Below are 25,242 nucleotides of genomic sequence, written 5' to 3' on the forward strand. Positions count from 1 at the left end.
AAAAGTCATTGTATTCAAATTGTAATCGTGATACTGTATTTTTAATCGAATTTTGAGTCAGTAGGAAACAATCTCCCGTTCGTGATAAGGTCATTGAAAGAAAGGTTGTTAGGAATGAGTATTCATGAAGATATAAAGAAAAGGTTTGTAAGGCTGTCAAAGGGCCAGCGTAAAGTAGCACAATTTGTAATGGATAATCCCACAACAGTAATTGCTAATGGAGCAGCAGAGGTTGGCAGATTGGCTAATGTAAGTGAATCAACCGTGATTCGATTTTGTTATGCTATGGATTTGTCAGGGTATGTAGAACTACAAGAGCAAGTTAGAGGCTTTATAATGTCTCAAGATGTAGGTGCAAATCTACAGCCTACATATACTGCTAAGAAGCTGACTAATTCTAGCTTTGGTAAGGTGATGCAACGAGATAGCCAAAATATTCAAGAAACAATTCATTTGATTAACGATCAGCAGATCCAAAAATGCTCAAAATGGATGCATGAAGCAGACAATATCTATATTCTAGGTACTCGTCACAATGCATCTGTTGCAAATTGGCTATCTAATACATTGAAAACACTTCGTGCTAATATTAAGCAGCTTCGTTTAGACTCAGATGATTTAGTGAATCAAATAAACAGTATGGGCGAACATACGACTTTAATTGTACTATCTTTTGATAAACAGATTGTGGATATTAAAACGATTGTTGAAATTGCAAAGGTAAAGAAAGTGAAAATTATTGCCATTACAGGTTCTGCATTTTCGCCTATTCGAGAATATGCCAGTGCATTATTTACCCTCGGTACCAAGAATCATTCTTCTCTAGACATTGCCCCAGTCTTGATTTCATTTTTGCATGCGTTGATAGAGGAAATGATAAGCCAGGATAAAGACCACTATGATAAATATCAGCAATTGTATGAGCAAGTAGAAAGTAATGTATTATTCTTAGATGCTATTAGAGAAAAGCAGGTATTTTAATGTAAATACGCATAGATAGTTGTTGAAACACACTATCTATGCGTATTTTTTTGAAATTTTCTATATAAAAAGATGTCCAAATAGTATTTAGACATCTAGGAAAAGTGAATTATAGAATTTTACTCAAGTTATATTCATTAATATAAGTATCATTTAATTTAATGGCATTTTTTCGAATGCCCTCCTGATGAAATCCTAGCTTTGTAAAGAGGTGTAAAGCTACATTGTTATGCTCCATAACAGATAACTCTAAACGGGAAATATCATGTTGTTTAGACCAACTTTCAACAGCTTTCATCAGTGCGGAGCCAATACCTTTTTGCTGATACTCTTCTTTCACAGCTAAACGAATAGAGGCAACATGTCTAGCTTTTGATTGTTTATATCCATGAATAACCGCATAACCCGCAAAAATTCCGTTTAGTACACAAAGTAGTATAGTACGGTTTTTTAATTGCTTCCAATAGGTTAAATTTTTACGAAGTTGTTGGACAGTGAGATCTAGCTCGTTTTGAACATTATACATGAAGTCAGTTTCTTGAAAAATCTCCTCTTGTAAATGAATGAATGATCTAGCATCAGATGCTTCAATTCCTCGTATTATGTATGCAGATGAATTCTCCTCACTATTAGAAGTGTTGTTTTCGGTAGACTTCATTTGCGTACGTGAGAAAGATACACTAGAACCTAGTTTAACATCAATGACATAATAGCCTGCATTTGTCCATGATAAATAATGTGAGAGAGGGGGCTTAGTTTTTTTCCACCAGCTTTTATTTAAGTAGGCGGCGTTCGGTAATGCTTGTCCCATAATGTTTTCTAATTCACCAAAGGATAAAGTAATTTCTTGTTGTAAAGCTACATCAAAATAGTTAGCTAAAGGAATGTACTTTTTTTCTATCTTCTTCGTCATCGTAATCCCCATTTCCTGAATATCCAAAAATATAGACTACCTGATGATAGCATAAAATTATGATGACTTAAATATGAAAACCCAACTAAATATCTATATAAACTAATTATTTTATAAAAAAGAGGCATTTTTACTATTGAATGTTAAAAATAGGTTGGTAAAAATAGAGAATTTTATAGAAGTAATTAGACCTATTAAAAGTATACATAGCAACTTAAGCTAGTTATAATATAGATATCTTATTTGAAAAGTATGTATTTAGAGCGCTATCATTATATTTGCATAATACAGGTTAACCGCAATTAAGCCTGTATGTTATTTCGAGAGTGAAGGTCAATGGCAAATACGCTGAGGCGAAATTGTTCCAAAGTTTCACTTTATCACTTGTCAGGCTATAAGGTATGATAAAATAAAATATAAATGTAAGTGCCATTTTAGGAGGAATTAATTCAATGAGTAAAGTATTAGTTTTTGGACATAAAAACCCAGATACAGACACAATCACGTCTGCAATTGTATATGCCTATTTAAAACAGCAAATTGGTGAAGAAGCTGAGGCTGTACGTCTTGGAGATGTTAATAATGAAACTCAATTTGCATTAGATAAATTTGGCTTTGAAGCGCCTCGTTTAATCTCTTCTGTAGTTGGTGAAGCGGACAAAGTTATTCTAGTAGACCACAATGAATTCCAACAATCCGCTGACGGTATTGAGGAAGTGCAAATTGCAGAGGTAATTGATCACCACCGCATCGCCAACTTCCAAACAGCTGATCCACTATATTATCGTGCAGAACCAGTAGGCTGTACGGCTACTATTCTTAAGAAAATTTTTAGCGAAAACGGTTTAGACATTCCTGCGAACATTGCTGGTCTAATGTTATCTGCAATTGTTTCAGATACATTATTATTCAAATCACCGACTTGCACAGAGCAAGATGTAAAAGCTGGTGAAGAGCTAGCAAAAATTGCTGGTGTGGAAATTGCAGAGTATGGCTTAGCAATGCTAAAAGCAGGTGCTGATTTATCTGATAAATCATTAGAAGATTTATTATCATTAGATGCAAAAGAGTTCCAATTTGGTGAGTACAAATCTGTTGTAGCTCAAGTTAATGCAGTTGATGTTAATGATGTTCTTAATCGTCAAGAGGAGTTAGAAATCCTACTCAATAAAAATGTTGCAGAAAATGGCTTAGATCTATTCTTCTTCGTTGTTACTGACATTTTAAATAATGATTCAACAGCTGTTGCAATAGGGCAAGTAGCAGAAGCAGCAGCAAAAGGATTCGGTGCTGATCTTATCAATAACCGTGTTGTATTACCAGGTGTTGTTTCTCGTAAGAAACAAATTGTTCCAGTATTAACAGAAGCTCTAAAATAAAAAATACAAAAGAGGTTGTCTATTTAGACAGCCTCTTTTTTTTAATCAAGTTTTAATGGCTGTACAGCAGGGCCTTCAAGCACCTCACCCTTAGCGTTAAAACGAGAACCATGGCAAGGACAATCCCATGTTTCATCAGCTTCATTCCATTTTGTTTTGCAGCCTAAATGAGTACAGGTTGGAGCAGTGGCATTCCTCATATACCCAGCTATATATTCCTTGGCAACAAAGCCTCCTACTTTCAGCATTTGCATGAATTGGGCACCGAATTTAGTACGTGATGGTGAATAAAGAGCGATAGCACCTTCTTCAATCTTTGAGCCTGTTAAAAGAGACGATAAGATATCACCTGCGACAAAGGAATTGGAGATTCCCCATTTTCGATAGCCAGTGGCAATTAATACGTTAGGTAAGGAGTTTGTAATTCTCCCAACATAAGGGACAATATCAGGTGTTTCTATATCCTGGGCTGACCATCGATAAAGTGGCTGTTGTTCAAAATGCTCCTTCATTTCACTGGAAATGGCCTCATAATATGGCTCAGTATGAACGGTCTCGCCAGCGATATGATTCGCCCCTCCTAAGACTAAATAATTTTCCTGATTGATCGTGGCAGTCCGTATTGAACGGGAAGGAAAATCAACTGATAAATATTGACCTTGCATAGTCTCAGAGGTTTTACTTGCAACCATATAGGAGCGACTATTGGATAATTTAAAAAGTTTAAGTCCTTTAAATGCTTCAATGGGATAATGCGAACATAAAATAAGTTTATTATATTGAACCGACATATTTTTTTCGGTATATAAGTTATTCTGTGATATGTTTAATTGCTGAACACGGGTATTTGCATAAAGTTTTGCGCCCATCTTCTGCGCCTCTTTCGCAAGAAAATTACTTACTTCAACAGGATTTATTTGTGCTTGTTGTGTCATACATAAAGCTTTTGTAATAGGGAATGGGAGCTCTGTGTCAGAGGTAAGGTTAGACTTAATGTTTAAAACCTTATAGGCATTCCATTCTTTTAATAATTGTGCATAGCCTTCTTTTGTTTGACAGTATAACAGTGAATCCACCGAACGAACCCTGTCTGGTGGGAGTATTTGTCTAGCTTTATCAATGGCTTGTTGATTCAGTTGATAATAAAGCTGTGCCTCTTCCAAAGATAATTTTTCTAAAAGATTTGCATAGACAATGCTATGTTGGGCTGTTAATTTTCCTGTTGAATGCCCTGTCGTACCGTGACCAAAATGGGTATTTGCTTCGAGAAGAACTACATCCACACCTGCTTTTGCTAAAGTATAGGCAGTATATAAACCAGTTAAGCCACCACCGATTATACATACATCGCATGTTGTTGAGGAAGTAAGAGAAGATAAAGAGACAGACTCAGTTGTAGCAAGCCAAAGAGATTGTGTCATATAGAAACCTCACATTGTTTTTGTGTTCAGTATGTAGAAGAACTTGAAAATTTATGCAGTGAGGCATTAAAATTGCCTTGTGATTTCAACTATCGCTACAATGTAGCAAAAGGAGTGAGTATGAAATGAAAATTGAAATTTGGTCTGACTATGTATGCCCATTTTGTTATATTGGTAAAAAACAATTAGAGAAAGCGATTGAGGATACTGGCTATTCGGGGCAGGTGGAGCTTGTCTATAAAAGCTACCAACTAGATCCAACTACTCCAATAGATTCGCATAGTACTGTCTATGAATCATTGGCAAAGAAATATGGAATGTCCTTAGAGAAGGCAAAGGAAATGACAGTGGGTGTAACAGAGCGTGCGAAAGAAGTAGGGCTAAACTACGATTTTAGCAATTTGATGGAAGAGAATACGCTAAAAGCACATCGGCTTGTAAAATGGGCTGAACAACAGGGAGATGTTACAGCTCTAGTGGAGTCACTTTTACACAGTCATTTTATTGAAGGAAAGCGTATCGGTCAAGATGATGTTTTATTAGAGATAGCTGAGAAAGTGGGCCTAGAGCGTGAAGAAGTTGCAAAGGTTCTTGCTGATGATGGTTATAAAAATGAGGTAGAAGCGGATATTCAAGAAGGTCTCCAGCTTGGTGTACGAGGGGTACCGTTCTTTGTCTTAAACCGTAAATATGGTATTTCAGGTGCACAACCGCAGGAGGTATTTGAGGATACATTGCGTAAAGTTGCTGAAGAAGAGGGCTTACAACCATCACTAAAGATGGCTGGCACAGGTGATGCGGGTATTTGTACAGACGATAACTGTAAATTTTAGCTTACTAGAGAGAGGAGTAAGACTTTCAACTCCTCTTGTTAGAATGGATGAAAGATAGAATATTTCAGTCAAAAGTCTGAGGCAAGTAGCATTGACATTTTAGATGAAATTTTTTAAGATAAACACATATCTTGAATTCGAGATATTAGATTTTGAAATTTAAGGGAGATTTTATATAATGAACGTTTTAGTAGTAAAAGCTAACAACCGTCCAGACGGTATTTCAACAAAAATGTATGATACTTTCATGGAAAATGTACAAGGTGCCAACGTAACAACTTTTGACGTATTTGCAGAAGATATGCCTTATTTTGGACAAGATCTTTTCAATGCTTTTGGTAAAGTACAAAATGGTGGAGAGTTAACAGACATTGAATCACGTCTATTAGCTGCAAAACAAAAAGCAATGGATGCATTAACTGCAGCTGATTTAGTTGTATTTGCATTCCCACTATGGAACTTAACAATTCCAGCACCTTTACAAACATTTATTGACTATGTATACCAAGCAGGATTCACATTCAAATATGGCGAAAATGGTCAATTAATTAGCTTAATGACTGACAAAAAAGCGATTATTTTAAATGCTCGTGGTGGCTACTATTCATCACCTGAAGCTCAACCAATGGAAATGTCAGTAAACTACATTAAAAACGTAGTAGGTGGCGTATTCGGGATGGAAGTTATTGAAGAAGTGATTATTGAAGGTCACAATGCTTCACCAGATAAAGCGCAAGAAATTATTGCAAATGGCCTAGAAGAAGTGAAAAAGGTTGCTCAATCACTACAAACTGTGAATGCATAAAAATTATTTTTTATTAAAAGTCCTCTCAATTTTGGGAGGGCTTTTTTTATTTTGTTAACAGATGTATGGTGTGGTATGGAGGTCGGACATATTGACAGTAACTAATTATTTTGAATTTACATTTACTAACATCCTATTTAATAGAAAAATAAAGAATGGTAGAAATCTATGATTTGGAGGGAAAGTAATTAACCATTCTTTTAAAAATACATATAATTAGGACTATATATTCAGTAAAAATTAGAATGGTTTTAATATAATAGAATTTGTAGGAAAATACTAGATTATTAAGGAGGTTGTTGTATGAATAAGAAATTAATAACTAATCTCTTGGCGACGTTACTAGTCCTTTTCGCGTTTATACCATTTGGAATTTCTGCTGATGCTGCTTCCAATGATGTAACACGCGCAGATTATGTAAAAGAATTAGTAGAAAATTTAGATGTAGAGATGGGTGACGGCTCTTCGCTTGCCTTTAACGATGTCTCTAAGGATTTAGCACCTTATGTAGAAAAAGCTGTTCAATTAAAACTTATTAAAGGGAAAACAGCAACGACATTTGGCCCAGATGACAAATTAACACGTCAGCAAGCATTTGTTATCTCTGCTCGTGGACTTGTTAGTGAAAACGCTTCCCTCAAAGTTTTAGAGCAATTTAAGGATGCAGATCAAATTGCAACGGCATATAAACAAGATTTAGCGAATGCTGTTGCAGCAAACATTTTACAAGCATTTGAGGATAATACTATTCGTCCTCGTGACTATGTGACAAAGGAACAGATGGAGAGTATTGTGGAGCGCTTTGTAGCAGAATACAAAGCACCTTCAACTGGTGTATCAGTTGATCTTCAGATTTTAGGGACAACAGATATTCATACCAATTTAGCTAATTACAATTACTATTTAGATGCTCCATCATCAGAGCTTGGGTTAGCTAATACAGCAACACTAATTGAGCAAGCAAGAGCTAAAAATCCAAACACATTACTATTTGATAATGGTGATTTAATTCAAGGCACACCACTTGGCTCATATAAAGCATTAGAAAGTGTTTTAAAGCCAGGTGAAGTTCATCCAGCTATTGCTGCACTTAATGCATTGAAATACGATGGTGGAACTTTAGGAAATCATGAATTTAATTATGGTCTAGACTTTTTAGATGAAGTATTAAACGATGCAAAGTATCCAGTCGTAAATGCTAATACCTATGATGCAAAAACAAAAGAGCGTATGTTTACACCTTATGTCATTCTTGATAAAGAAGTGGTAGATAGTTCAGGCAAAAAACATACACTTAAAGTTGGTGTAACAGGGATTGTTCCAACGAAAATTGTTGAATGGGATGCCATTCATTTAGCAGGTAAAGTTGAAATGCAAGAGCCAGTCGAAGCTGTGAAAGAGGTAGTACCAGAAATGCAAAAGGCTGGAGCAGACGTGATTGTCGTTCTGTCACATTCAGGTATAGGTGAAGATACTTATGTGAAGGGTGCTGAAAATGTTGGTTACCAATTAGCAGAAATTGATGGTATTGATGCTTTAATTACAGGACACTCTCATTTAACATTCCCTGGTGACTATAAGGATTTGAAAGATGTTGACCAAGAAAAGGGTACAATTCATGGTGTTCCTACTGTTATGGCAGGTAGCTATGGTAGTCATCTTGGTGTAATTGATTTAAAACTAGAACAACAAGGATCAGAGTGGGTAGTGGTAGATGGTAAAGGTTCATTGCAATCGATCAAGCAAGAAGGTTTACAACCATCCACAACGGTTTTAGAGGCTATTAAAGAGGCACATGATGGCACATTAACGTATATCCGTCAGCCTGTTGGAGAAACAACTGCACCAATCCATAGTTATTTTTCAATGGTGCAAGATGATCCATCCATTCAAATCGTAACACAAGCTCAAAAATGGTTTATCGAACAAGAGCTAAAGGGTACGGCTGATGAAAAGACACCAATTCTTTCAGCAGGAGCACCTTTCAAAGCAGGATCACGTAATAATCCATTAGATTATACAAATATTCCTGTAGGACCGCTTGCTATTAAAAATATGGCCGACATTTATCATTATGACAATACTGTTGCTACGATTAAAGTGACAGGCGCACAAGCAATCGAGTGGTTAGAGATGGCTGCTGGTATTTTCGCAACAATTGATCCGACTAAAACAGAAGAGCAAAATATTATCGATGCAGAAGCACGTTCTTATAACTTTGATGTGTTAGATGGCTTAACATATCAAATTGATGTCACATCGCCAGCAAAATATGACCGCCGCGGTAATCTTACTGATGAAAAGGCAAATCGTATTAAGAATGTACAATATAATGGTAAACCAATCGATTTAAAACAAGAATTCATCATCATTACAAACAATTATCGTGTTGGTGGATCATATGGGGCGACATTTAAAAATGCAGAAGGCTCTAACATAACTAACTATGCTTATGAAAATCGACAAGCTGTTGTAGATTATATTATGGCGAATAAAACAATTAACCCAGCTGCGGATAATAACTGGTCATTTGTACCGTTCCCAGCCAATACAAAGGTTATCTACCTATCTGCAAAAGATGCACAAAAGTTCATACCAGCAGGTAGTGGTATTGAATATTTAGAAGATACAGAAGCTGGATTTGCTAAATATTTAATTAAATAAAAGAATAGGAAAAGGAGAGTAACGATCATCGCTACTCTCCTTTTTTATGTCTGTTGAATGAATGATACCGTGTACCTTGATAGGTTAAAATGCCAAGATCATCTTCTACAAGCTGACCATAATCGTAGCCATTCATCTTTAGTTCATGCCGTTCTCCGTTTTGCTCTTCAAACGTAACGTAGTAGGACGTAGATGCCCCAGAATTGTTAGATCCCCCACGTATATTCGTACGCTTTGTCACAACCTTAGCGGGTACCGTTAATATTGGTGAACGGTTGTTTTTAGACCAAGTGATAATACCGTTTACAATCATAAAGGCTATGCTCCCAAAAACAATAAAGAAGATGATGGTAATAAAAGCAGAGCCAAATAAAAAATCATTATCAAACCAAAACATAAATTCCTCCCTTTCTTTAAGGTAAAAACAATACTTAAAGAGGATTTAATTCAAGATCTACTATCACGTCTATTTCATCGCTAATCAATACACCACCTGTTTCTAAAAAGGTATTGTAGACTAGATTAAAATCACGACGATCAATTTGGGCTTTAGCTTGGAAGCCAAAAACTTCTTGTGCCCATGGATTCACACCTTTTCCTGTATATACTGTTGTAAATACGATAGGTCTTGTTATGTTTTTGATGGTTAAATCACCATGAATAGCAAAATTTTTATCATCAAGTTTATCAATATATGTAGAGGTAAATACTATTTTTGGATAGACGTCTGCATCAAAAAAGTCAGGGGACACAAGGTGGACATCACGATCATGATTCTTGGTGGAGACACTAGCCACTGTAATCGTGATAGAAATGTTTGCATCCTGCATTTGTTCGATATTGGATGTAACTATTTCACCGCTGTACGATTCAAACGTACCATGAATACGAGAAATCATCATATGTCTTACGGAAAACCCGATCGTTGAATGACTGAAATCAATAGCATATTTTTTCATTTGAAAACCTCCTAAAACAGCATTCTACAACGAATGATAAAGTAAACAAATCGCATATTCAATGAGTTTTTTATAAATGTGGAAGTATTTCCCTCTATAAAAGTGTAATCTGTGAACATGAAACAGAACATATTTAAAATCGAATAGGCATATTATTGGAAATATGTGCATTTTATTAGGATAGCGTTTAGTCTAAGGCATTTTATGTTCCCTTGTTAGATATGTCCAACATTGAAATTATAAGTTACCATTTGTAATTAAATATATAAAAGTTAATAGATTATTTTACGTAAATAAGTTACTTCAAATTTACATTTAGTGCATTAATCGTTACAATAGTTACATAGAGGTGAAAAATTATGAATGAGACAACTTTGTGTCCTCGTTTAGCTAAAGCAATGGATTTAATCGGAAAACGATGGACAGGGTTAATATTATATCAATTACTAGATGGACCACAGCGCTTTAATGAAATCGAATCTGCACTACCTGTCAGTGGACGTTTATTATCAGAACGTTTAAAGGAGCTTGAAAAAGAGGGGCTTGTTGAACGTAAAGTATATTCAGAAGTACCGGTACGCGTTGAGTATTCATTAACAGATAAAGGTCAGGCACTTGAAGGTGCTATCCGCAATATCGAAACATGGGCAAGTAGTTGGCTCTAGGGTGAATGGATTATTTTACTAGATAATACAATGAAATAATGTCCTAAAAACGACACTTGGAATGACTGTCAATTTTCTTTATAATATTCATCATCTCTGCACAGGTCTTACCTGTTTTTTAATATGAGATAAAAATACCCTTCATTTTACTTGTCAAATTGGGGTTGTAAATCCATACTGGTGTAGAGTAAGAAGGACGTTAGAAAGGAATTAGCTCTCATGACAAAAGAACAATGGGCGATGGATTTAGCAAAAAGTATTAATCCTGCCAATATTAAGTTAAATGAATCATTACAGCAATACACAATGACAAAATTAGGTGGCAAAGCAGATGTTTTTGTTCTTCCTGAAACAGAAGAAGAGGCGGCATCCGTTATTCGCTATGCATATATAAATAATATTCCTTTATTAATGTTAGGTAACGGATCTAATATGGTTGTTCGAGATGGCGGTCATAGAGGAATCGTTGTAACATTTTCACGCTTAGATGAGATTCGTATTACTGGTGAGCATGTGTATGCTCAAAGTGGTGCACTGATCAAAGATGTATCAAAGCTATCAGCGCAAGCATCCTTAACAGGTTTTGAATTTGCATGTGGTATTCCTGGATCAATTGGCGGAGCAATGGCTATGAACGCAGGTGCCTATGGCGGTGAGATTAAAGATATTATTGTTTCATCGAAGGTGTTAACAAAAGAAGGGGACATTTTAATACTAGGTAAAGAAGACCTTGAGCTAGGATACCGACAAAGCATTATTGCCAAAAAGGGTTATTATGTGCTGTCCTCTGAATTTCAATTAGCGGTTGGCGTACAGGAGGAAATTGATGCGAAGATAGCTGATTTAACCTTCCAACGTGAATCAAAACAGCCTTTAGAATATCCATCTGCTGGAAGTGTATTTAAACGCCCACCTGGTTATTTTGCTGGAAAACTTATTCAAGATAGTGGCCTACAAGGTAAAGGTGTTGGTGATGCTGAAGTCTCTACCAAGCATGCAGGATTTATTGTCAACAAAGGAAATGCTACTGCTTCAGACTATATTAAGACAATCCAAATGGTTCAACGTGTAGTGAAAGAAAAATTTGGCGTTGAATTAGAGACGGAAGTCAAAATTGTTGGTGACGATCTATAATAGGATGCCCTTCGCATAAGCCGAAGGGCGTTTTTTTAGGAGTGTGGATAAAATGAAATTTATATCATGGAATGTTAATGGGATACGAGCATGTCTAGGTAAAGGCTTTTTAGAGTTCTTTCATCAAATAGATGCAGATTTCTTTTGTATCCAAGAAACAAAATGTCAGGCTGGACAAGTTGAGCTCTCTATCGAAGGTTATGAGCAGTATTGGAATTACGCGCAGAAAAAAGGGTATTCTGGAACAGCAATTTTCACGAAACACACGCCATTGTCTGTTAAGTATGGGGTGGGCGCCGAAGATTCTCAGGATGAAGGCAGAATTATAACATTAGAATATAAGAATTTCTATTTAGTAAATGTTTATACTCCAAATGCACAGCGTGATTTAGCGCGGTTACCATTACGTTTACAATGGGAGGATCGTTTAGCTAGCTATTTACAAGAACTAAATAGTCAGAAGCCAGTGGTTTATTGTGGTGATCTAAATGTTGCACACACGGAAATTGATTTAAAAAATGCAAAATCTAATATTGGAAATTCGGGCTTTACATATGAAGAGAGAGCAAAATTTTCAGCGTTATTGGAAAGCGGTTTTGTAGATTCTTTTAGATACAAGCATCCCGAGGAAACTGACCACTACACATGGTGGTCCTATATGAATAAAGTGCGTGAACGTAATATTGGTTGGCGTATCGATTATTTTGTTGTATCCAATCAATTGAAGGAACAAATTGAAAGCGCAACAATTCACCCACACATTATGGGCAGTGATCATTGTCCAATTGAATTGCAATTACAATGCTAGTACTTAAATCGTATTTTCTAAATGGAAATACGATTTTTTGTATTTGTAACTTAATAAGGTGACTTTTAAAAATGTGAGATTTGGCAATGCCAGGGGGTACCTTCAAAGTGAGGAGTAGACGCTACAATCACATGGGAATCCGCTTCCACCATATAAGTCCGCTCCACGAGAGAAGATAAAAGAAAATATACTCTATAGAATCATTATACCTCTATGAACATACGAATTTTTAACATTACTCAGTAGCCTTCATAATTCCTATTGATTATACTATTCTAATAGCGGATAAATATAAAATTTTGTATTTAGAGACAATTTTATATACATAAAATAAGAAATTTCGCTAAAAAATTTTGCGTTTCAAAGCGGGTTTGGGAAGGTAGTACGGGAATATAGTGCAAAAAGGGGGTTATTCAGTGGGGAAGAGAAAGTTTAATTGGAAAAAGTGGCTCATTGTCATAGCTGGGATAATAGCTGCTTTGGCTCTTGTGGCTTTTATTGGATTTACATGGTTTATGAATAAATCTAAGCCGGTGATTGATGGTGAATTAGCTGTTACTATTCTGGATCAGGATGTGACAGTCACGAGAGATGAAAAAGGGGTTCCGCATATTTTTGCCAAAACAGATGCGGATTTGTATCGTGCACAAGGTTATGTCCAAGCACAGGATAGACTATTTCAAATGGACTTAGCACGAAGGCAGGCAAGTGGTCGATTATCTGAAATTATTGGAGAAGCAACGGTTAATACCGACAAACATTTCCGTACATTTAGCTTACGAGATGCTGCAGAGAAGTCATTAGCTGCCTATGATGACGAAAGCAAACAAGTACTTGAATGGTATGCTGAAGGAGTAAATGCTTTTATTGCACAGGCAAAGGAAAGCAATACACTAAGCTATGAATTCGCTTTGTTAGGCTATGAGCCTGAGGAGTGGACAGTTGTTGATTCCTTAACCATTGGAAAATATATGGCCTATGATCTGGGTGGAAATTGGAATACGTTAGCTTTTCGTCATTGGGCACTACAGAATTTTGATGAAGAAAAGGCAAAAGAATTATTTATTAAATATCCAGAAAATGCTTCGGCGATTATCGAGGCCAATATCCAAAATCCTGTAGCGGTAGCTGGGCAATTCAGTGCGGAAATGTTACCAAACGAATTTAACGGAAGTAATAACTGGGTAGTTTCAGGTGATAAAACGAAATCAGGAACGCCTATTTTAGCAGATGACCCACATTTAGGGTTAAGCACCCCTTCTATTTGGTATCAAATGCATCTGCAATCACCACAGCAAAACGTTAGTGGCGTTATCTTTGCAGGGATTCCAGGTATTATTTTAGGCCATAATGATGAAATTGCTTGGGGGGTAACCAATGTGGGTCCAGATGTACAGGATTTATATATTGAAATACCAAATCCAGATAATCCAACACAATTTCGATACGATGGAAAGTGGGAACAAGCAGAGGTACGCGACGAATCAATTAAGGTAAAAGATGGAGAAACGGTAGATTTTGAAGTCGTTGTTACACGTCACGGCCCTATAATGACAGATTTAGCTTTTAAAGATACAGAGCCAACCGCACAATTTTCGATGCAGTGGACAGCACTACAACCGACAGCTGAACTAAGAGCAGTGCTTGGTTTTAATAAGGCAAAAACTTGGGGTGATTTCGAAAAAGCATTAGAAGACTTTAAAGCGCCAGCACAAAATTTTGTATTTGCATCAAAAGACGGTACGATTGCCTATAAAGCTAATGGTCAAATACCTATTCGTAAGCAAGGTGAGGGCCAATTACCAGTTCCAGGTGATTCGAGTGACTATGGCTGGGAGGGCTTTATCCCATGGGATTAATTACCAACTCTAGTAAATCCAAAAGAAGGTTTTATTGCAACGGCAAATAACCAAGTAATAGGAGAGGACTACCCTTATCACATAACTGATTTCTGGGCGCAACCTTATCGTTTCGAAAGAATTAAAGAAGTGTTAGAGGCAAATGATGCGATTACAGTAGAAGATATGATGGCTTTGCAAATGGATCAGCACAACCTCTATGCGAGAGAATTTCTGCCTGATTTATTAACATCTTTAAAAGAAAAAGATCAGGATGGGAAGTATGCCGAGATTATAGCCATGCTAGAGAAGTGGGATATGGTAGACGCAAAGGAATCAGGTGCACCACTTGTGTTCCATACATTAATGATTAAGCTACAGGAAGTTTTGTTTAAAGATCAAATGCCTGAAGATATGTATGGCATCATGTATGGGAAGTTTAATATTACAGACCAGCTCTTACGTACAGCCTATTCAGGAGAGAAAAGCATTTGGATTGAGGAGCAGGGTGGCATTGATGAAACCATATACAAGGCATTTGAGCTAACAATTGCACAATTAGAAGATCAATTCGGAAAAAATTCCTCGAAATGGCAATGGGGTGATTACCATCAGCTTACTTTTGACCATACACTAGGAAGTGCATCGCCTATTCTTGCAGCCTATTTTAATGCTAAAAAGGTTCCTATTGGTGGATCAAAAGTTACCGTACAAGCAGCAGATAATGATTTAGCTGGTAATGTAGATCACGGTGCATCTTGGCGTTTTGTGGTGGATGTAGGTGATTTAAGCTCAGCCTATCATATTGTTGGTCCTGGTCAAAGTGGTCATGTAAAATCTGATTGGTATCAAGATCAGGTGCTGGATTGGGCAAATGGTGATTACCATCAAACATTTATTAAACAGGAAGAGATAAAAGGGAAAACATTACAATTAATAGCGAAGTAATAAAAGAGTTAGCGTACAGAAAGTGCGCTAACTTTTTTTATTGAAGGATATACATCCTAACATTCAAATATTCGTTTGAATATGATGGAATAATATGTTACATTGAAAACAATCAAACGAATATTTGAATGAGGTGAGAAAAATGCCGAAAGAAATATGTGAGGTGACGCATGTACATGAAGAAGCAGTCACAAAGGTGAAACAACAAATGCCTGATTTATCAGGTGTAGCCAAATTTTTAAAAGCGTTATCTGATGAAACTAGACTTAAAATTGCCTATGCTTTAACGGTGGAAGATGAACTATGTGTTTGTGATGTTGCAACTATTATTGGTTCTTCAGTTGCTACAGCATCCCATCATTTACGATATTTGAAAGATAATAATTTAGCGAGATCACACCGCAAAGGTAAGCAAATGTATTACTCTTTAGCGGATGAGCATGTATATCAAATTGTAACAATTGCCTACGAACATGCGAAAGAGGGGATTGCGAATGGCAACGACGCCAATTAAACAAGAATACAGATTGCAAAATTTATCTTGCGCTAGTTGTGCTGCAAAGTTTGAGAAAAACGTAAAGGCTATACCAGAAGTACAGGATGCACAAGTGAATTTTGGTGCTTCTAAAATTACAGTAATCGGTGCTATTAGTGTAGACCAAATTGAAGAAGCAGGTGCCTTTGATGGCATTAAGGTTACACAATCGGCAGCAAAAGCACTTGAAAATACTACACCTTTTTATCGTAAAAAGGAAAACGTTTTAGCAGGAATTTCATTGCTTTTTGTCATTCTAGGTTATCTATTTGCGGGTATGAATGGGGAATCGAGCCCGCTACCGATTTCCATGTTCATTATAGCTATCCTTGTGGGTGGAGTGGGTATTTTTAAAATAGGCTTCCGTAATTTAGTTCGCTTTGAATTTGATATGAAGACGCTTATGACAATCGCCATCATTGGAGCTGCTATTATCGGTGAATGGGAAGAAGCGGCAGTGGTCGTATTTTTATTTGCTGTGAGTGAGGCACTTGAAGCGTATTCAATGGATAAGGCACGTCAATCTATTCGTCAATTAATGGATATCGCTCCACCAACAGCGATTATCAAAAGAGCCCACGGTGAACACTACCATGAGGTTGAGTTACCTACTGAGGATATAGAAATAGGAGATATTTTGATTGTAAAGCCTGGGCAAAAGATTGCGATGGATGGCATAGTCATTAGTGGGTTGTCTGCAGTCAATCAGGCAGCTATTACAGGTGAGTCGATTCCCGTAAATAAAACAGTAAATGATGAAGTATTTGCTGGGACTTTAAATGAAGAGGGTGCTCTTGAAGTACGTGTGACAAAGCGTGTAGAAGATACTACTATCGCTAAAATAATTCATCTAGTGGAAGAAGCACAAGCAGAAAAGGCACCTTCTCAGCAATTTGTAGATCGCTTTGCAAAGTATTATACACCAGCGATTATGGTTATTGCTTTTTTAGTAGCTGTAATTCCACCTTTAATAGTAGGTGATTGGCAGCATTGGATTTACCAAGGGCTAGCTGTTTTAGTAGTAGGATGTCCTTGCGCACTGGTCGTCTCTACGCCCGTCGCCATTGTTACAGCCATTGGTAATGCAGCAAGGCAAGGTGTACTGATCAAAGGTGGTGTTCATTTAGAGCAGCTAGGACATATTGAAGCTGTTGCCTTTGACAAAACAGGAACATTAACGAAGGGGCAGCCAGCAGTAACAGATATCGTAACGACTGAAAACTGGTCAGAGGACTATGTGTTACAACTAGTGGCAGCGGTAGAAAAACAGTCACAGCACCCTTTAGCTAAAGCAATTTTAAATAGATTACACGATAAAAAATTATCTGAGCTAATACCAACAAATTTCCAATCAGTAACAGGAAAAGGTGCCTATGCTACCGTTGATAATCAGATTATTTATGTAGGTAGCATGAAATGGGCTACTTCATTAACTTCTGTAGATCAAAACATAGAAAGTCAGGTTAAGAATCTGCAAGAACAGGGTAAAACAGTAGTAGCAGCTGTTTCGAATAATCAACTTATTGGACTGGTTGCAATTGCTGATCAATTACGTCATGAAAGCAAGGATGTATTGAACAAATTAAATGCCTTAAAAGTAAAGCATATGGTGATGTTAACAGGCGATGCAGAGCCTACTGCGCAAGCCATTGCTACTTCATTAAAGATGACAGATGTGCGCGCTGGCTTGTTACCAGAAGAAAAATTAAAGGCGATTAAGGATTTACGTAAACAATTTGGTGCTGTAGCAATGGTTGGAGATGGTGTAAACGATGCACCAGCATTGGCCACTGCAAATGTAGGAATTGCCATGGGTGGAGCAGGAACAGATGCAGCTCTTGAGACAGCAGATATTGCCTTAATGGGTGATGATTTAACAAAGCTTCCTTACACTATTGGATTGAGCAGAAAAACATTACGTATCATTAAAGAGAATATTATATTTGCCCTAGTTTTAAAATTAATTGCATTGCTACTTGTCATACCTGGTTGGTTAACATTATGGATAGCAATTTTTGCCGATATGGGTGCGACACTATTAGTTGTGTTTAATTCATTAAGACTAATTAGAGCAAAAAAGTAGTAAGTAAGGTGTAGAACAATCTGAAAAGGTAGGAAATTAATCTTGCTTTGACACAAGGGATTTTATGTGAATAGATGCTACTTGTGATTCTTGAAAAAGACTTTTTTTAAGGCTATTATAGTTTCAGGAGTAATGTAACAATTAAATATAAATGAGGCGAAAGTTTGAATATGTCAGATCCTATTTTAGTAAATGTTACAGAAGAAATTGTGCGTGGTTTAGTAAGCTTTTTACTACGAGGACCAGAATATCAAACATTTTGTAAATGCGAAATCTGTGAATTAGACACGGTGGCACTTACACTAAATGCATTGCCAAGTAAGTATGTTACATCTATGGAAGCTAGAGATGAGGCATTTAAAGAAATGAATACTCCTGGAAACATTGAGCGTATTAATAAAGAGATTATTCATGCGTTACATGTGGTAAATAAGTATCCTCGACACAAAATAGAGCCTACTTCTTAATAGAAGAGGCTCTATTTAAGTTGTATAGGAAGTGTTTTTCTAGGCAATGTATTTTCAGTTAACTTTTAAGCCAAGCTTGTAGTAAACTAGAGAGTAAGAAAAGGAAAGAGAGGGAAAAGGATATGCCAACACCTAGTATGGAGGACCATATCGAACAAATATATTTATTAATTGCCAACAAGGGATATGCGAGAGTGTCTGACATTGCTGAAGCATTATCTGTTCTTCCTTCTTCTGTTACAAAAATGGTTCAAAAATTAGATAAAGATGGTTATTTAGTTTATGAAAAGTACCGTGGACTGACATTGACGCCTAAAGGGGATAAGCTCGGAAAGCGTCTTGTGCAGCGTCATGAATTGCTCGAGCAGTTTTTACGAATGATTGGTGTGGATGAAGAACGTATTTATGATGATGTAGAGGGAATTGAACATCATTTAAGTTGGAATTCAATCGATCGTATTGCAGATCTTGTGCAAGTAATGGAAGAAAATCCAGACATCGTGAAAAAATTAGAGGCATCTAAGACACAGCACAATCTTTAAAATGATGGTGTGAAGGAAAGGGAGACAATATGAACGCATTAAAATCAGGTGAAGTCGTTACATTAACGGTATTAGAACAACAAGCATCAAAATGGATTTTAACAAATGGAGTTGAAGAACTACCTTTAAATGCTTCAGAGGTAACAGAGCCACTAACAGTAGGTGACCGCCTTGAAGTATTTTTATTTGCAGACCGTCGTGGAGATTTGGCTGCAACAACGGCTATTCCAGCTTTTACACAAGGTGAATACGGCTGGGCACGTGTCTTGAAAGTAGTGGAACGTGAAGGTGCTTTTGTGGATATTGGTACATCTCGTGAAGTATTAGTAAGAGCAGAAGATTTACCTGCATTAAAAGAGGTATGGCCAGAACCAGGCGATCATTTATTTATGACACTACGTACAGATCGTAACGGTGATTTATTTGGTCGTTTAGCCACAGAGGAAAAAATTTCGGAGCTATATGAAGGTGCATTTGAAGATATGCACAATAAGAATATCCAAGCACGCCCATATCGTTTGTTACCGATCGGGACATTTTTGCTAGGTGTAGAGGTTCCTTACCGTATTTTTGTGCATGAGTCTGAGCGAAATAATGAGCCTCGATTAGGACAAGATGTAGTTGTACGTATTATTGATGTAAAAGACGATGGTTCCATGAATGGCTCACTTTTACCAAGAAAACATGAGCGTCTTTCAAATGATGCGCAACAAATATTAAAGTATATACAGGATGTGGGCGGTAAAATGCCATTTGGTGATAAATCGTCTCCTGAAGAGATTCAAGAAATGTTTAATATGAGTAAAGGGGCATTTAAACGTGCCTTAGGAACGTTAATGAAAGCTGGTAAAGTGAAACAACAGGACGGTTGGACTGAAGAAATTTAAAGGATGGTTTGTTTGACTAGCTAGCAAAACATTTACAACAGGAAAAGTGACGAGAGACAGCCTTGAAACCTTCTCGTCTTTTTTTCGTACTAATTATTGTATAGTGGCATACACTATACTTGCTAATTATGAAGTTTTAGCGAAAGGGGTCACACGATTTGAAAAAAACATGGATTAAAATACTAACTGCTACAATGTTAGTATTTGGAGTGATGGCACCAGCAACAGGATTTGCATCTGACAATACGCCTCCAAAAGCAATTGATGAAAAACTAGGCGTACCGATCGTCGTGTATGGAGCAAATTTATCTGAGGCTGAAAAAGAGTCAGTAAAAAAATCATTAAAAGTAAGCGAAGAACCTGAAATTGAAGAAATTACTGTGTCTGGTGAGGATCTAGTAAAATACATTAAAGATAGTAATTCAAGCTCACGTATGTACTCTTCTGCAAAGATTACACGCAGAGAAGCAGGAGAGGGTCTAGTAATACAAATTGTCACACCATCAAATATAACGCAGGTAACTTCAGAGATGTACGCAAATGCGATGTTAACAGCAGGAATTCAGGATGCATCCGTACAAGTAGCTGCACCGAAAGCCGTTACAGGGCATTCAGCATTAGTAGGTATTTACAAGGCATATGAGGTCACTACAGGGGAAACACTGGATATTGATCGTACAGATGTAGCAAACGAAGAATTATCAGTAGCAACATCCATTGCAGAATCTGCAGGGGTAGACGATGCAAAGGTTGCGGAATTACTGACAGAAATTAAAAAGCAAATTGCAGAGTTAAAGCCAGCAACACGTGAAGATGTGGAGAAAATTGTAGAAGAGCAATTAAGTAAGCTTGAAATTAATTTAAGTGAAAAGGACCGTCAATTGCTAGTGGATTTAATGGATAAAATAAGCAAGTTGGACATTGATTTTAGTAAATGGTCTGATCAATTAAATGATATCAGTAATACAATCCAAGAAAAATTCGGCTCACTTATGGAAGATAAAGGTTTCTGGGAAAGCGTAAAAAGCTTTTTTGCTAATTTAAAAGATACTATTTCTTCATGGTTTAACTAAATTTATAGTTGATAGAAAGGAATCTGTTATACCTTCTCACTTTGCTAGAGAAGGTGTACAGATTCGTTTTTATTCAACAAGTGAAAGATTTTGAAGTGTGATGTTTTCGACATAGGAAAGCTAACCGAATATCTGGACATAGCTTCGCTGATTAGATAAAAGAAGCGTACACAAATTTTGTGAAAATATAAAAAGCTATGGTACTATGAATAAAAGGAGTGGTGAGAAATGGAATTCCAATTACAACAATTAGCAGAAAATAAGTTTGCATTTTTGAATGAGCAAGCAGGGGAAAAACTAGCAGAAATTACTTGGCAGCAAAATGGCTCAGTAATGGTAATGGATCACACATATGTATCTGATAAGCTCCGTGGTCAAGGTGTGGCCAAACAATTACTCGATCAAGCAGCATCGTATGCACGCGAAAATGGTTATAAAATGAAGGCCGTTTGTTCCTATGTGGTGGCAGCATTTGAAAAGTCAGATGCATACAATGATGTAAAACAATAAAAAATAAGGCAATCTGCTTTTAATTAAGCGGATTGCCTTTTAATTGCTAGAGCAAATCATGTAAATAGCTCCTTATAATAGAATGACACTATAAATTAGTACTGTTAAGAAGCCAGCCCCGCCAATTAATGAAGCCATATCTATCCAATCGTATGCTAAATCGAAATCTTTCATTTTAACCACTCTCCTATTTTAGTATTAATTCATTAATTCCCTTTACTTGCCTTTTATAATCATAAATAGTTACAAAATTTTGACGAATGCTAAAAATAAGGGTACGATAACTGGGCTTTAATAGGAAATAGAGTGTGATTGTCTGCATTAAAAACTAGACGAACTATAATGGATTGACGGGGTTTTTACTAGATAAAAGGGCAAGTATTTATCCATACATTAATATATATGCTAGAGGGTATAAAAAAATAATGTTTATTCTTTTAAGAATAGGGAAAAACTATACTACAGAGCTAGTTTCTATATTTTTAGGAGGTTATAAACTATGGCAAAACGAAAAGGAACAGGTGTTGTCGTTGCAGGATTAGCAGGACTAGCAGCATCTTATTTCAGTAAAAAAGAGAATCGTGATAAAGCACTAACAATGTTTAATAGTATGAAAGCAAAATTAGAGTCGTATCTTACTACAGGTCCTGATATGCATGACAATATTGCAGAACGTGTAGCTACAGAGGTAGCAACAGAGGCTGGTACTTCACCAACTAAAATTGCCTCGAATGAAATGGTAGCTGAAGGTGGAGGACATACTGGTGTCCATTTCTATAATGAAGAAATTCAAGAAAAGGAAAAGTAAACAAAAAACCTTCTCATCTAAGCATGAGAAGGTCTTTTGTGTGGGATAAGAATTGCGCCTGCAAAGAGCAATAATACAAAGCCAGTAAATGCAAAGCCACTGACAGTACCAAGTGATAGCCAACCTAATAAAGAAGAGCCTATAACTACACCTAGAGAGAAAAACGCGTAGAAATAGCCGTAAGCTTTTCCTCGTACTTCAGCAGTTGTAGAGTCAATTAGCAGCGAATTTACTGAAGGGAATAGGAAACCGAATCCGATCCCATAGCAAGCCATTGCTGTATAGAGTAAAGAGCTAGAATTTGCTTGGCTAATTAATAGCTGGCTTATTCCCATTAAACCTATACCAAAAGACAATGTTTTGAGTGGATTAACCTTATCAAAAATACGATTAGTTGGTAATAGGAAAACAAGAACTGCAATAATACCAAATGTACTCATTAAAGTGCCGCTTAAACGAGAGTCGAAGCCTAAGGAATGTACTTTAAGAGGGAGTAGATACGCAATAACCCCTTGAGAAAACATTAAGAAAAAGGCTCCTAAAAAGGCTTTTAATGTTCCTGTGTTATTAAAAAAGACACTGATCGGAATGTAATTACTTGGTTTAGCCTTCTCTTTTTTTACTTGATTTGCTTTCAATATAAAGAACGCAAGGATACCTAGCAGAAGCATAAAGCTTGCTGTGATATTGAAAACAAATGGTACACTTGTCCGGCTAGCTAAAATGCCACTAAATGCAGGGCCTATAATGGCTGCAATACCAACAAAGGCGCCAGAAATAGCACTGCCTTTACCTCTTTTTTCCTGCTCTGTAGCGTTCGCTAGAAATGTAAAGGCAGCAGGAACAATGAAGCCTGCAACAAGGCCATGGATAAAACGTACAATTAATAGAGCAATAGGCTCTTCTACTAAATTATAAAATGTTAATGATAGACCTGTTGTTAGAAGACCTATTATGAGTATGATGAAAGGTCCTTTGCGATCCGTTAAGAAACCAGAAATGATATTACCGAATGTATTGGAAAGCGAATACATGCCCACTGCAAGACCAGTGAGGAATGCCGATGCACCTAAAGACTCAGCATAAGTACTCATAACAGGAAGCTGGGTAAAAAGGTCGAAAAACGAAAAGAAAATAATAGCATAGATAAATTTCTTCATGGTTCCTCCGATAAATAGAACATTATAGTCAATAAGATTAATATAGTCCTATTATAGCATCTTCCAATCGATAATACTTCTCACTTGTTTTTTGCTTTCACGTATAAAAAAACGTCTAATAAGTATTAACTTATTAGACGTAGAGAATGTAATAATTAAGCTTTTGCAACTTCTTTTTTCATTGTTTTGTTTTTAGCAAGATTTACATGCCAAGAAAGTGCTTCCTCTAACAGATGAGGAGTTTGGTGGTTGCCAGTTGCTTCAACTGCACGGTTATAGTAATCCCATAATTGTTCTTTGTAATCTGGGTGTGCACAGTTTTCAATAATTAAAGGTACACGTTCTTTTGGTGCAAGACCACGTAAGTCAGCAATACCTTGTTCTGTAACGATAACATCAACGTCATGCTCTGTATGGTCAACGTGAGATACCATTGGCACGATAGAAGAAATTGCTCCACCTTTTGCGTATGATTTTGTAACAAAAATACCAAGGCGTGCGTTACGTGCGAAGTCACCTGAACCACCGATACCGTTCATCATACGAGTACCAGAAACATGTGTCGAATTAACGTTACCATAGATATCTAACTCAAGAGCTGTGTTGATTGAGATTAGACCCAAACGACGGATAAGCTCAGGGTGGTTAGAAATTTCTTGTGGACGTAAGCAAATTTTATCAGCATACTTTTCTAAATTACCATAAACTTTTTGCTGTAATTCTTCAGTAAGTGTGATTGAAGTTGCAGCAGCGAATTTAACTTTACCAGCATCGATTAAGTTAAATACAGCATCTTGAAGTACTTCAGATGCAACAATTAAATCTTCAAATTCTGAATCTGCAAAGCCATCAAGTACAGCGTTTGCTACAGAACCTACACCAGATTGCAATGGCATTAATTGATTTGTTAAACGACCCGCTTTAATTTCATCACGGAAGAAGTCTAATAAAATGTTTGCCATCGTTTGTGTTTCTTCATCTGGAGGTACGATTAATGAAGGAGCATCTGGCTCTTCAGAAATAACAATTGCTTTAATTTTAGCTGGATCTACTTTGATACCAATATCACCAAGGCGTTGCATAGCATCTGTCATTGGAATAGCTTCACGTTTACCTTGTTCTCCAGGTACATAAATATCATGGATACCGATTAAAGCTTCTGGATGAGAGATATTTAACTCGATAATAATATTTTCTGCATATTCTGCAAAGATAGGTGAGTTACCTACAGAGTTTGTTGGAATGATTAAACCATCTTCAGTAATAGCAACCGCTTCAAGAATTAAATACTTGATTGGTCCGATAATTCCTTGGCGCACTAGCTCAGCATTATGAGAAAGATGAGCATCTACATATAAGATATCCCCAGAATTAATTAAATTACGGATACCCGCATCACCCTGGAATGGTCCACGTTTACGAATGGCACCAGCTTCTGCTAAGTACTTATCTACTTCTGGTCCTAATGATGCACCTGTATATACATCAATTTTGAATTCTTCATTTTTTGCGCGCTCAACTAATGCCATTGGAACAACTTTTGCATCCCCAGCACGAGTAAAACCACTCATCCCAACTACATCACCATTAGAAATAAGTGCTGCTGCTTCTTCAGCAGTTACAATTTTACTCTCAAGTTCTTTTAAACCTAGGCGTTTTTGAACATTTGCATCCATAAAAAAATCCTCCCCTAAATAATTTTGATGGAAACCGATTACAAAACTAGAAAAAACATTTAAGAATTTTCTGTTTATTCAGTTGTAGTATGACTCCAACCATTTGAATAATACTATCACCAAATTGTCACAAAAACTTTAGAATTAGCATTA

22 protein-coding genes and 1 pseudogene are annotated in these 25,242 nt (G+C 36.6%); 17 read left to right on the plus strand and 6 right to left on the minus strand.

The window, feature by feature from the left end; all coding sequences use genetic code 11:
• Positions 1–114 precede the first annotated feature (114 nt).
• Positions 115–981 (plus strand): MurR/RpiR family transcriptional regulator, encoded by an 867-nt coding sequence (locus AAJG31_RS15730; protein ID WP_103118902.1) that lies wholly within the window; start codon positions 115–117, stop codon positions 979–981.
• 109 nt (positions 982–1,090) lie between these two features.
• On the opposite strand, the gene AAJG31_RS15735 is transcribed toward AAJG31_RS15730, so the two are convergent.
• Positions 1,091–1,921: a GNAT family N-acetyltransferase gene (locus tag AAJG31_RS15735; protein WP_259956452.1), complete on the minus strand. Its 831-nt coding sequence runs from the start codon at positions 1,919–1,921 to the stop codon at positions 1,091–1,093.
• Between the two features lie 425 nt (positions 1,922–2,346).
• Between AAJG31_RS15735 and AAJG31_RS15740 the strand changes: the two genes are divergently transcribed.
• A complete protein-coding gene (locus AAJG31_RS15740; RefSeq protein ID WP_054549605.1) occupies positions 2,347–3,273 on the plus strand; it encodes a manganese-dependent inorganic pyrophosphatase in 927 nt (308 codons plus the stop codon).
• 41 nt (positions 3,274–3,314) lie between these two features.
• On the opposite strand, the gene AAJG31_RS15745 is transcribed toward AAJG31_RS15740, so the two are convergent.
• A complete protein-coding gene (locus AAJG31_RS15745; protein ID WP_279493281.1) occupies positions 3,315–4,694 on the minus strand; it encodes an FAD-dependent oxidoreductase in 1,380 nt (459 codons plus the stop codon).
• A gap of 125 nt (positions 4,695–4,819) precedes the next feature.
• On the opposite strand from AAJG31_RS15745, the gene AAJG31_RS15750 reads away from it, so the two are divergent.
• From AAJG31_RS15750 to AAJG31_RS15760, 3 genes are all read left to right on the plus strand, one after another.
• On the plus strand, positions 4,820–5,527 hold the full coding sequence (locus AAJG31_RS15750; RefSeq protein WP_269897931.1) for a DsbA family oxidoreductase: 708 nt from the start codon (positions 4,820–4,822) through the stop codon (positions 5,525–5,527).
• A 178-nt stretch (positions 5,528–5,705) separates the two neighbouring features.
• Entirely contained in the window at positions 5,706–6,332 is a 627-nt protein-coding gene (locus AAJG31_RS15755) for an FMN-dependent NADH-azoreductase (RefSeq protein WP_048394231.1), read from the plus strand.
• A 303-nt stretch (positions 6,333–6,635) separates the two neighbouring features.
• A complete protein-coding gene (locus AAJG31_RS15760; protein ID WP_279493280.1) occupies positions 6,636–8,996 on the plus strand; it encodes a bifunctional 2',3'-cyclic-nucleotide 2'-phosphodiesterase/3'-nucleotidase in 2,361 nt (786 codons plus the stop codon).
• 31 nt (positions 8,997–9,027) lie between these two features.
• Here AAJG31_RS15760 and AAJG31_RS15765 read toward each other — a convergent pair whose 3' ends face one another.
• Complete coding sequence (locus tag AAJG31_RS15765; protein WP_279493277.1) at positions 9,028–9,393, minus strand: DUF2500 domain-containing protein; 366 nt, start codon at positions 9,391–9,393, stop codon at positions 9,028–9,030.
• Positions 9,394–9,427: 34 nt separating this feature from the next.
• On the minus strand, positions 9,428–9,955 hold the full coding sequence (locus AAJG31_RS15770) for a YceI family protein (protein WP_048394236.1): 528 nt from the start codon (positions 9,953–9,955) through the stop codon (positions 9,428–9,430).
• A 359-nt stretch (positions 9,956–10,314) separates the two neighbouring features.
• On the opposite strand from AAJG31_RS15770, the gene AAJG31_RS15775 reads away from it, so the two are divergent.
• The 12 genes and pseudogenes from AAJG31_RS15775 to AAJG31_RS15830 all read left to right on the plus strand — a co-directional run bounded on the left by AAJG31_RS15775 (position 10,315) and on the right by AAJG31_RS15830 (position 22,253).
• Positions 10,315–10,620 (plus strand): helix-turn-helix domain-containing protein, encoded by a 306-nt coding sequence (locus AAJG31_RS15775; RefSeq protein WP_004231981.1) that lies wholly within the window; start codon positions 10,315–10,317, stop codon positions 10,618–10,620.
• Positions 10,621–10,839: 219 nt separating this feature from the next.
• Positions 10,840–11,754: a UDP-N-acetylmuramate dehydrogenase gene (murB, locus tag AAJG31_RS15780; protein ID WP_066038022.1), complete on the plus strand. Its 915-nt coding sequence runs from the start codon at positions 10,840–10,842 to the stop codon at positions 11,752–11,754.
• Between the two features lie 52 nt (positions 11,755–11,806).
• Positions 11,807–12,562: an exodeoxyribonuclease III gene (locus AAJG31_RS15785; protein ID WP_048394240.1), complete on the plus strand. Its 756-nt coding sequence runs from the start codon at positions 11,807–11,809 to the stop codon at positions 12,560–12,562.
• Positions 12,563–12,978: 416 nt separating this feature from the next.
• Positions 12,979–15,348: pseudogene (locus AAJG31_RS15790) on the plus strand (penicillin acylase family protein).
• Positions 15,349–15,490: 142 nt separating this feature from the next.
• Positions 15,491–15,862: a metalloregulator ArsR/SmtB family transcription factor gene (locus AAJG31_RS15795; protein WP_054549600.1), complete on the plus strand. Its 372-nt coding sequence runs from the start codon at positions 15,491–15,493 to the stop codon at positions 15,860–15,862.
• A complete protein-coding gene (locus AAJG31_RS15800; protein WP_066038024.1) occupies positions 15,843–17,966 on the plus strand; it encodes a heavy metal translocating P-type ATPase in 2,124 nt (707 codons plus the stop codon). Before AAJG31_RS15795 ends, AAJG31_RS15800 begins: the two co-directional genes overlap by 20 nt.
• Before the next feature lie 164 nt (positions 17,967–18,130).
• Entirely contained in the window at positions 18,131–18,433 is a 303-nt protein-coding gene (locus AAJG31_RS15805) for a late competence development ComFB family protein (RefSeq protein WP_048394247.1), read from the plus strand.
• 122 nt (positions 18,434–18,555) lie between these two features.
• Positions 18,556–18,975 carry a transcriptional regulator MntR gene (gene mntR, locus AAJG31_RS15810; RefSeq protein ID WP_004231993.1) on the plus strand — a complete coding sequence of 140 codons (420 nt, stop codon included), beginning with the start codon at positions 18,556–18,558 and terminating at the stop codon, positions 18,973–18,975.
• Between the two features lie 29 nt (positions 18,976–19,004).
• Positions 19,005–19,862 carry a S1-like domain-containing RNA-binding protein gene (locus AAJG31_RS15815; RefSeq protein ID WP_048394250.1) on the plus strand — a complete coding sequence of 286 codons (858 nt, stop codon included), beginning with the start codon at positions 19,005–19,007 and terminating at the stop codon, positions 19,860–19,862.
• A 158-nt stretch (positions 19,863–20,020) separates the two neighbouring features.
• Complete coding sequence (locus AAJG31_RS15820; protein WP_048394252.1) at positions 20,021–20,935, plus strand: DUF1002 domain-containing protein; 915 nt, start codon at positions 20,021–20,023, stop codon at positions 20,933–20,935.
• A 228-nt stretch (positions 20,936–21,163) separates the two neighbouring features.
• Complete coding sequence (locus tag AAJG31_RS15825) at positions 21,164–21,445, plus strand: GNAT family N-acetyltransferase (RefSeq protein WP_009370656.1); 282 nt, start codon at positions 21,164–21,166, stop codon at positions 21,443–21,445.
• A gap of 499 nt (positions 21,446–21,944) precedes the next feature.
• Positions 21,945–22,253, plus strand: a complete 309-nt coding sequence (locus AAJG31_RS15830; protein ID WP_004232000.1) for a hypothetical protein — start codon at positions 21,945–21,947, stop codon at positions 22,251–22,253.
• A 17-nt stretch (positions 22,254–22,270) separates the two neighbouring features.
• Here the strand turns inward: AAJG31_RS15830 and AAJG31_RS15835 are convergent, their stop codons facing one another.
• Both AAJG31_RS15835 and AAJG31_RS15840 read right to left on the minus strand, forming a co-directional pair.
• On the minus strand, positions 22,271–23,413 hold the full coding sequence (locus AAJG31_RS15835) for an MFS transporter (RefSeq protein WP_054549597.1): 1,143 nt from the start codon (positions 23,411–23,413) through the stop codon (positions 22,271–22,273).
• 155 nt (positions 23,414–23,568) lie between these two features.
• A complete protein-coding gene (locus AAJG31_RS15840) occupies positions 23,569–25,089 on the minus strand; it encodes a succinate CoA transferase (RefSeq protein ID WP_004232003.1) in 1,521 nt (506 codons plus the stop codon).
• Between the last annotated feature and the right edge of the window lie 153 nt (positions 25,090–25,242).

The organism is Lysinibacillus sp. BS3 (assembly GCF_039614735.1).
Taxonomy (GTDB): Bacteria; Bacillota; Bacilli; order Bacillales_A; family Planococcaceae; genus Lysinibacillus; species Lysinibacillus capsici.

Bases quoted from the DNA above. Each gene is read 5' to 3' on its own strand.
- murB (WP_066038022.1), top strand. From the start codon at position 10,840: ATGACAAAAGAACAATGGGCGATGGATTTAGCAAAAAGTATTAATCCT.
- AAJG31_RS15795 (WP_054549600.1), top strand. From the start codon at position 15,491: ATGCCGAAAGAAATATGTGAGGTGACGCATGTACATGAAGAAGCAGTC.
- AAJG31_RS15830 (WP_004232000.1), top strand. From the start codon at position 21,945: ATGGCAAAACGAAAAGGAACAGGTGTTGTCGTTGCAGGATTAGCAGGA.
- AAJG31_RS15800 (WP_066038024.1), top strand. From the start codon at position 15,843: ATGGCAACGACGCCAATTAAACAAGAATACAGATTGCAAAATTTATCT.
- AAJG31_RS15755 (WP_048394231.1), top strand. From the start codon at position 5,706: ATGAACGTTTTAGTAGTAAAAGCTAACAACCGTCCAGACGGTATTTCA.
- AAJG31_RS15765 (WP_279493277.1), bottom strand. From the start codon at position 9,393: ATGTTTTGGTTTGATAATGATTTTTTATTTGGCTCTGCTTTTATTACC.
- AAJG31_RS15770 (WP_048394236.1), bottom strand. From the start codon at position 9,955: ATGAAAAAATATGCTATTGATTTCAGTCATTCAACGATCGGGTTTTCC.
- AAJG31_RS15825 (WP_009370656.1), top strand. From the start codon at position 21,164: ATGGAATTCCAATTACAACAATTAGCAGAAAATAAGTTTGCATTTTTG.
- AAJG31_RS15740 (WP_054549605.1), top strand. From the start codon at position 2,347: ATGAGTAAAGTATTAGTTTTTGGACATAAAAACCCAGATACAGACACA.
- AAJG31_RS15745 (WP_279493281.1), bottom strand. From the start codon at position 4,694: ATGACACAATCTCTTTGGCTTGCTACAACTGAGTCTGTCTCTTTATCT.
- AAJG31_RS15815 (WP_048394250.1), top strand. From the start codon at position 19,005: ATGAACGCATTAAAATCAGGTGAAGTCGTTACATTAACGGTATTAGAA.
- AAJG31_RS15760 (WP_279493280.1), top strand. From the start codon at position 6,636: ATGAATAAGAAATTAATAACTAATCTCTTGGCGACGTTACTAGTCCTT.
- AAJG31_RS15750 (WP_269897931.1), top strand. From the start codon at position 4,820: ATGAAAATTGAAATTTGGTCTGACTATGTATGCCCATTTTGTTATATT.
- AAJG31_RS15775 (WP_004231981.1), top strand. From the start codon at position 10,315: ATGAATGAGACAACTTTGTGTCCTCGTTTAGCTAAAGCAATGGATTTA.
- AAJG31_RS15840 (WP_004232003.1), bottom strand. From the start codon at position 25,089: ATGGATGCAAATGTTCAAAAACGCCTAGGTTTAAAAGAACTTGAGAGT.
- mntR (WP_004231993.1), top strand. From the start codon at position 18,556: ATGCCAACACCTAGTATGGAGGACCATATCGAACAAATATATTTATTA.
- AAJG31_RS15730 (WP_103118902.1), top strand. From the start codon at position 115: ATGAGTATTCATGAAGATATAAAGAAAAGGTTTGTAAGGCTGTCAAAG.
- AAJG31_RS15835 (WP_054549597.1), bottom strand. From the start codon at position 23,413: ATGAAGAAATTTATCTATGCTATTATTTTCTTTTCGTTTTTCGACCTT.
- AAJG31_RS15785 (WP_048394240.1), top strand. From the start codon at position 11,807: ATGAAATTTATATCATGGAATGTTAATGGGATACGAGCATGTCTAGGT.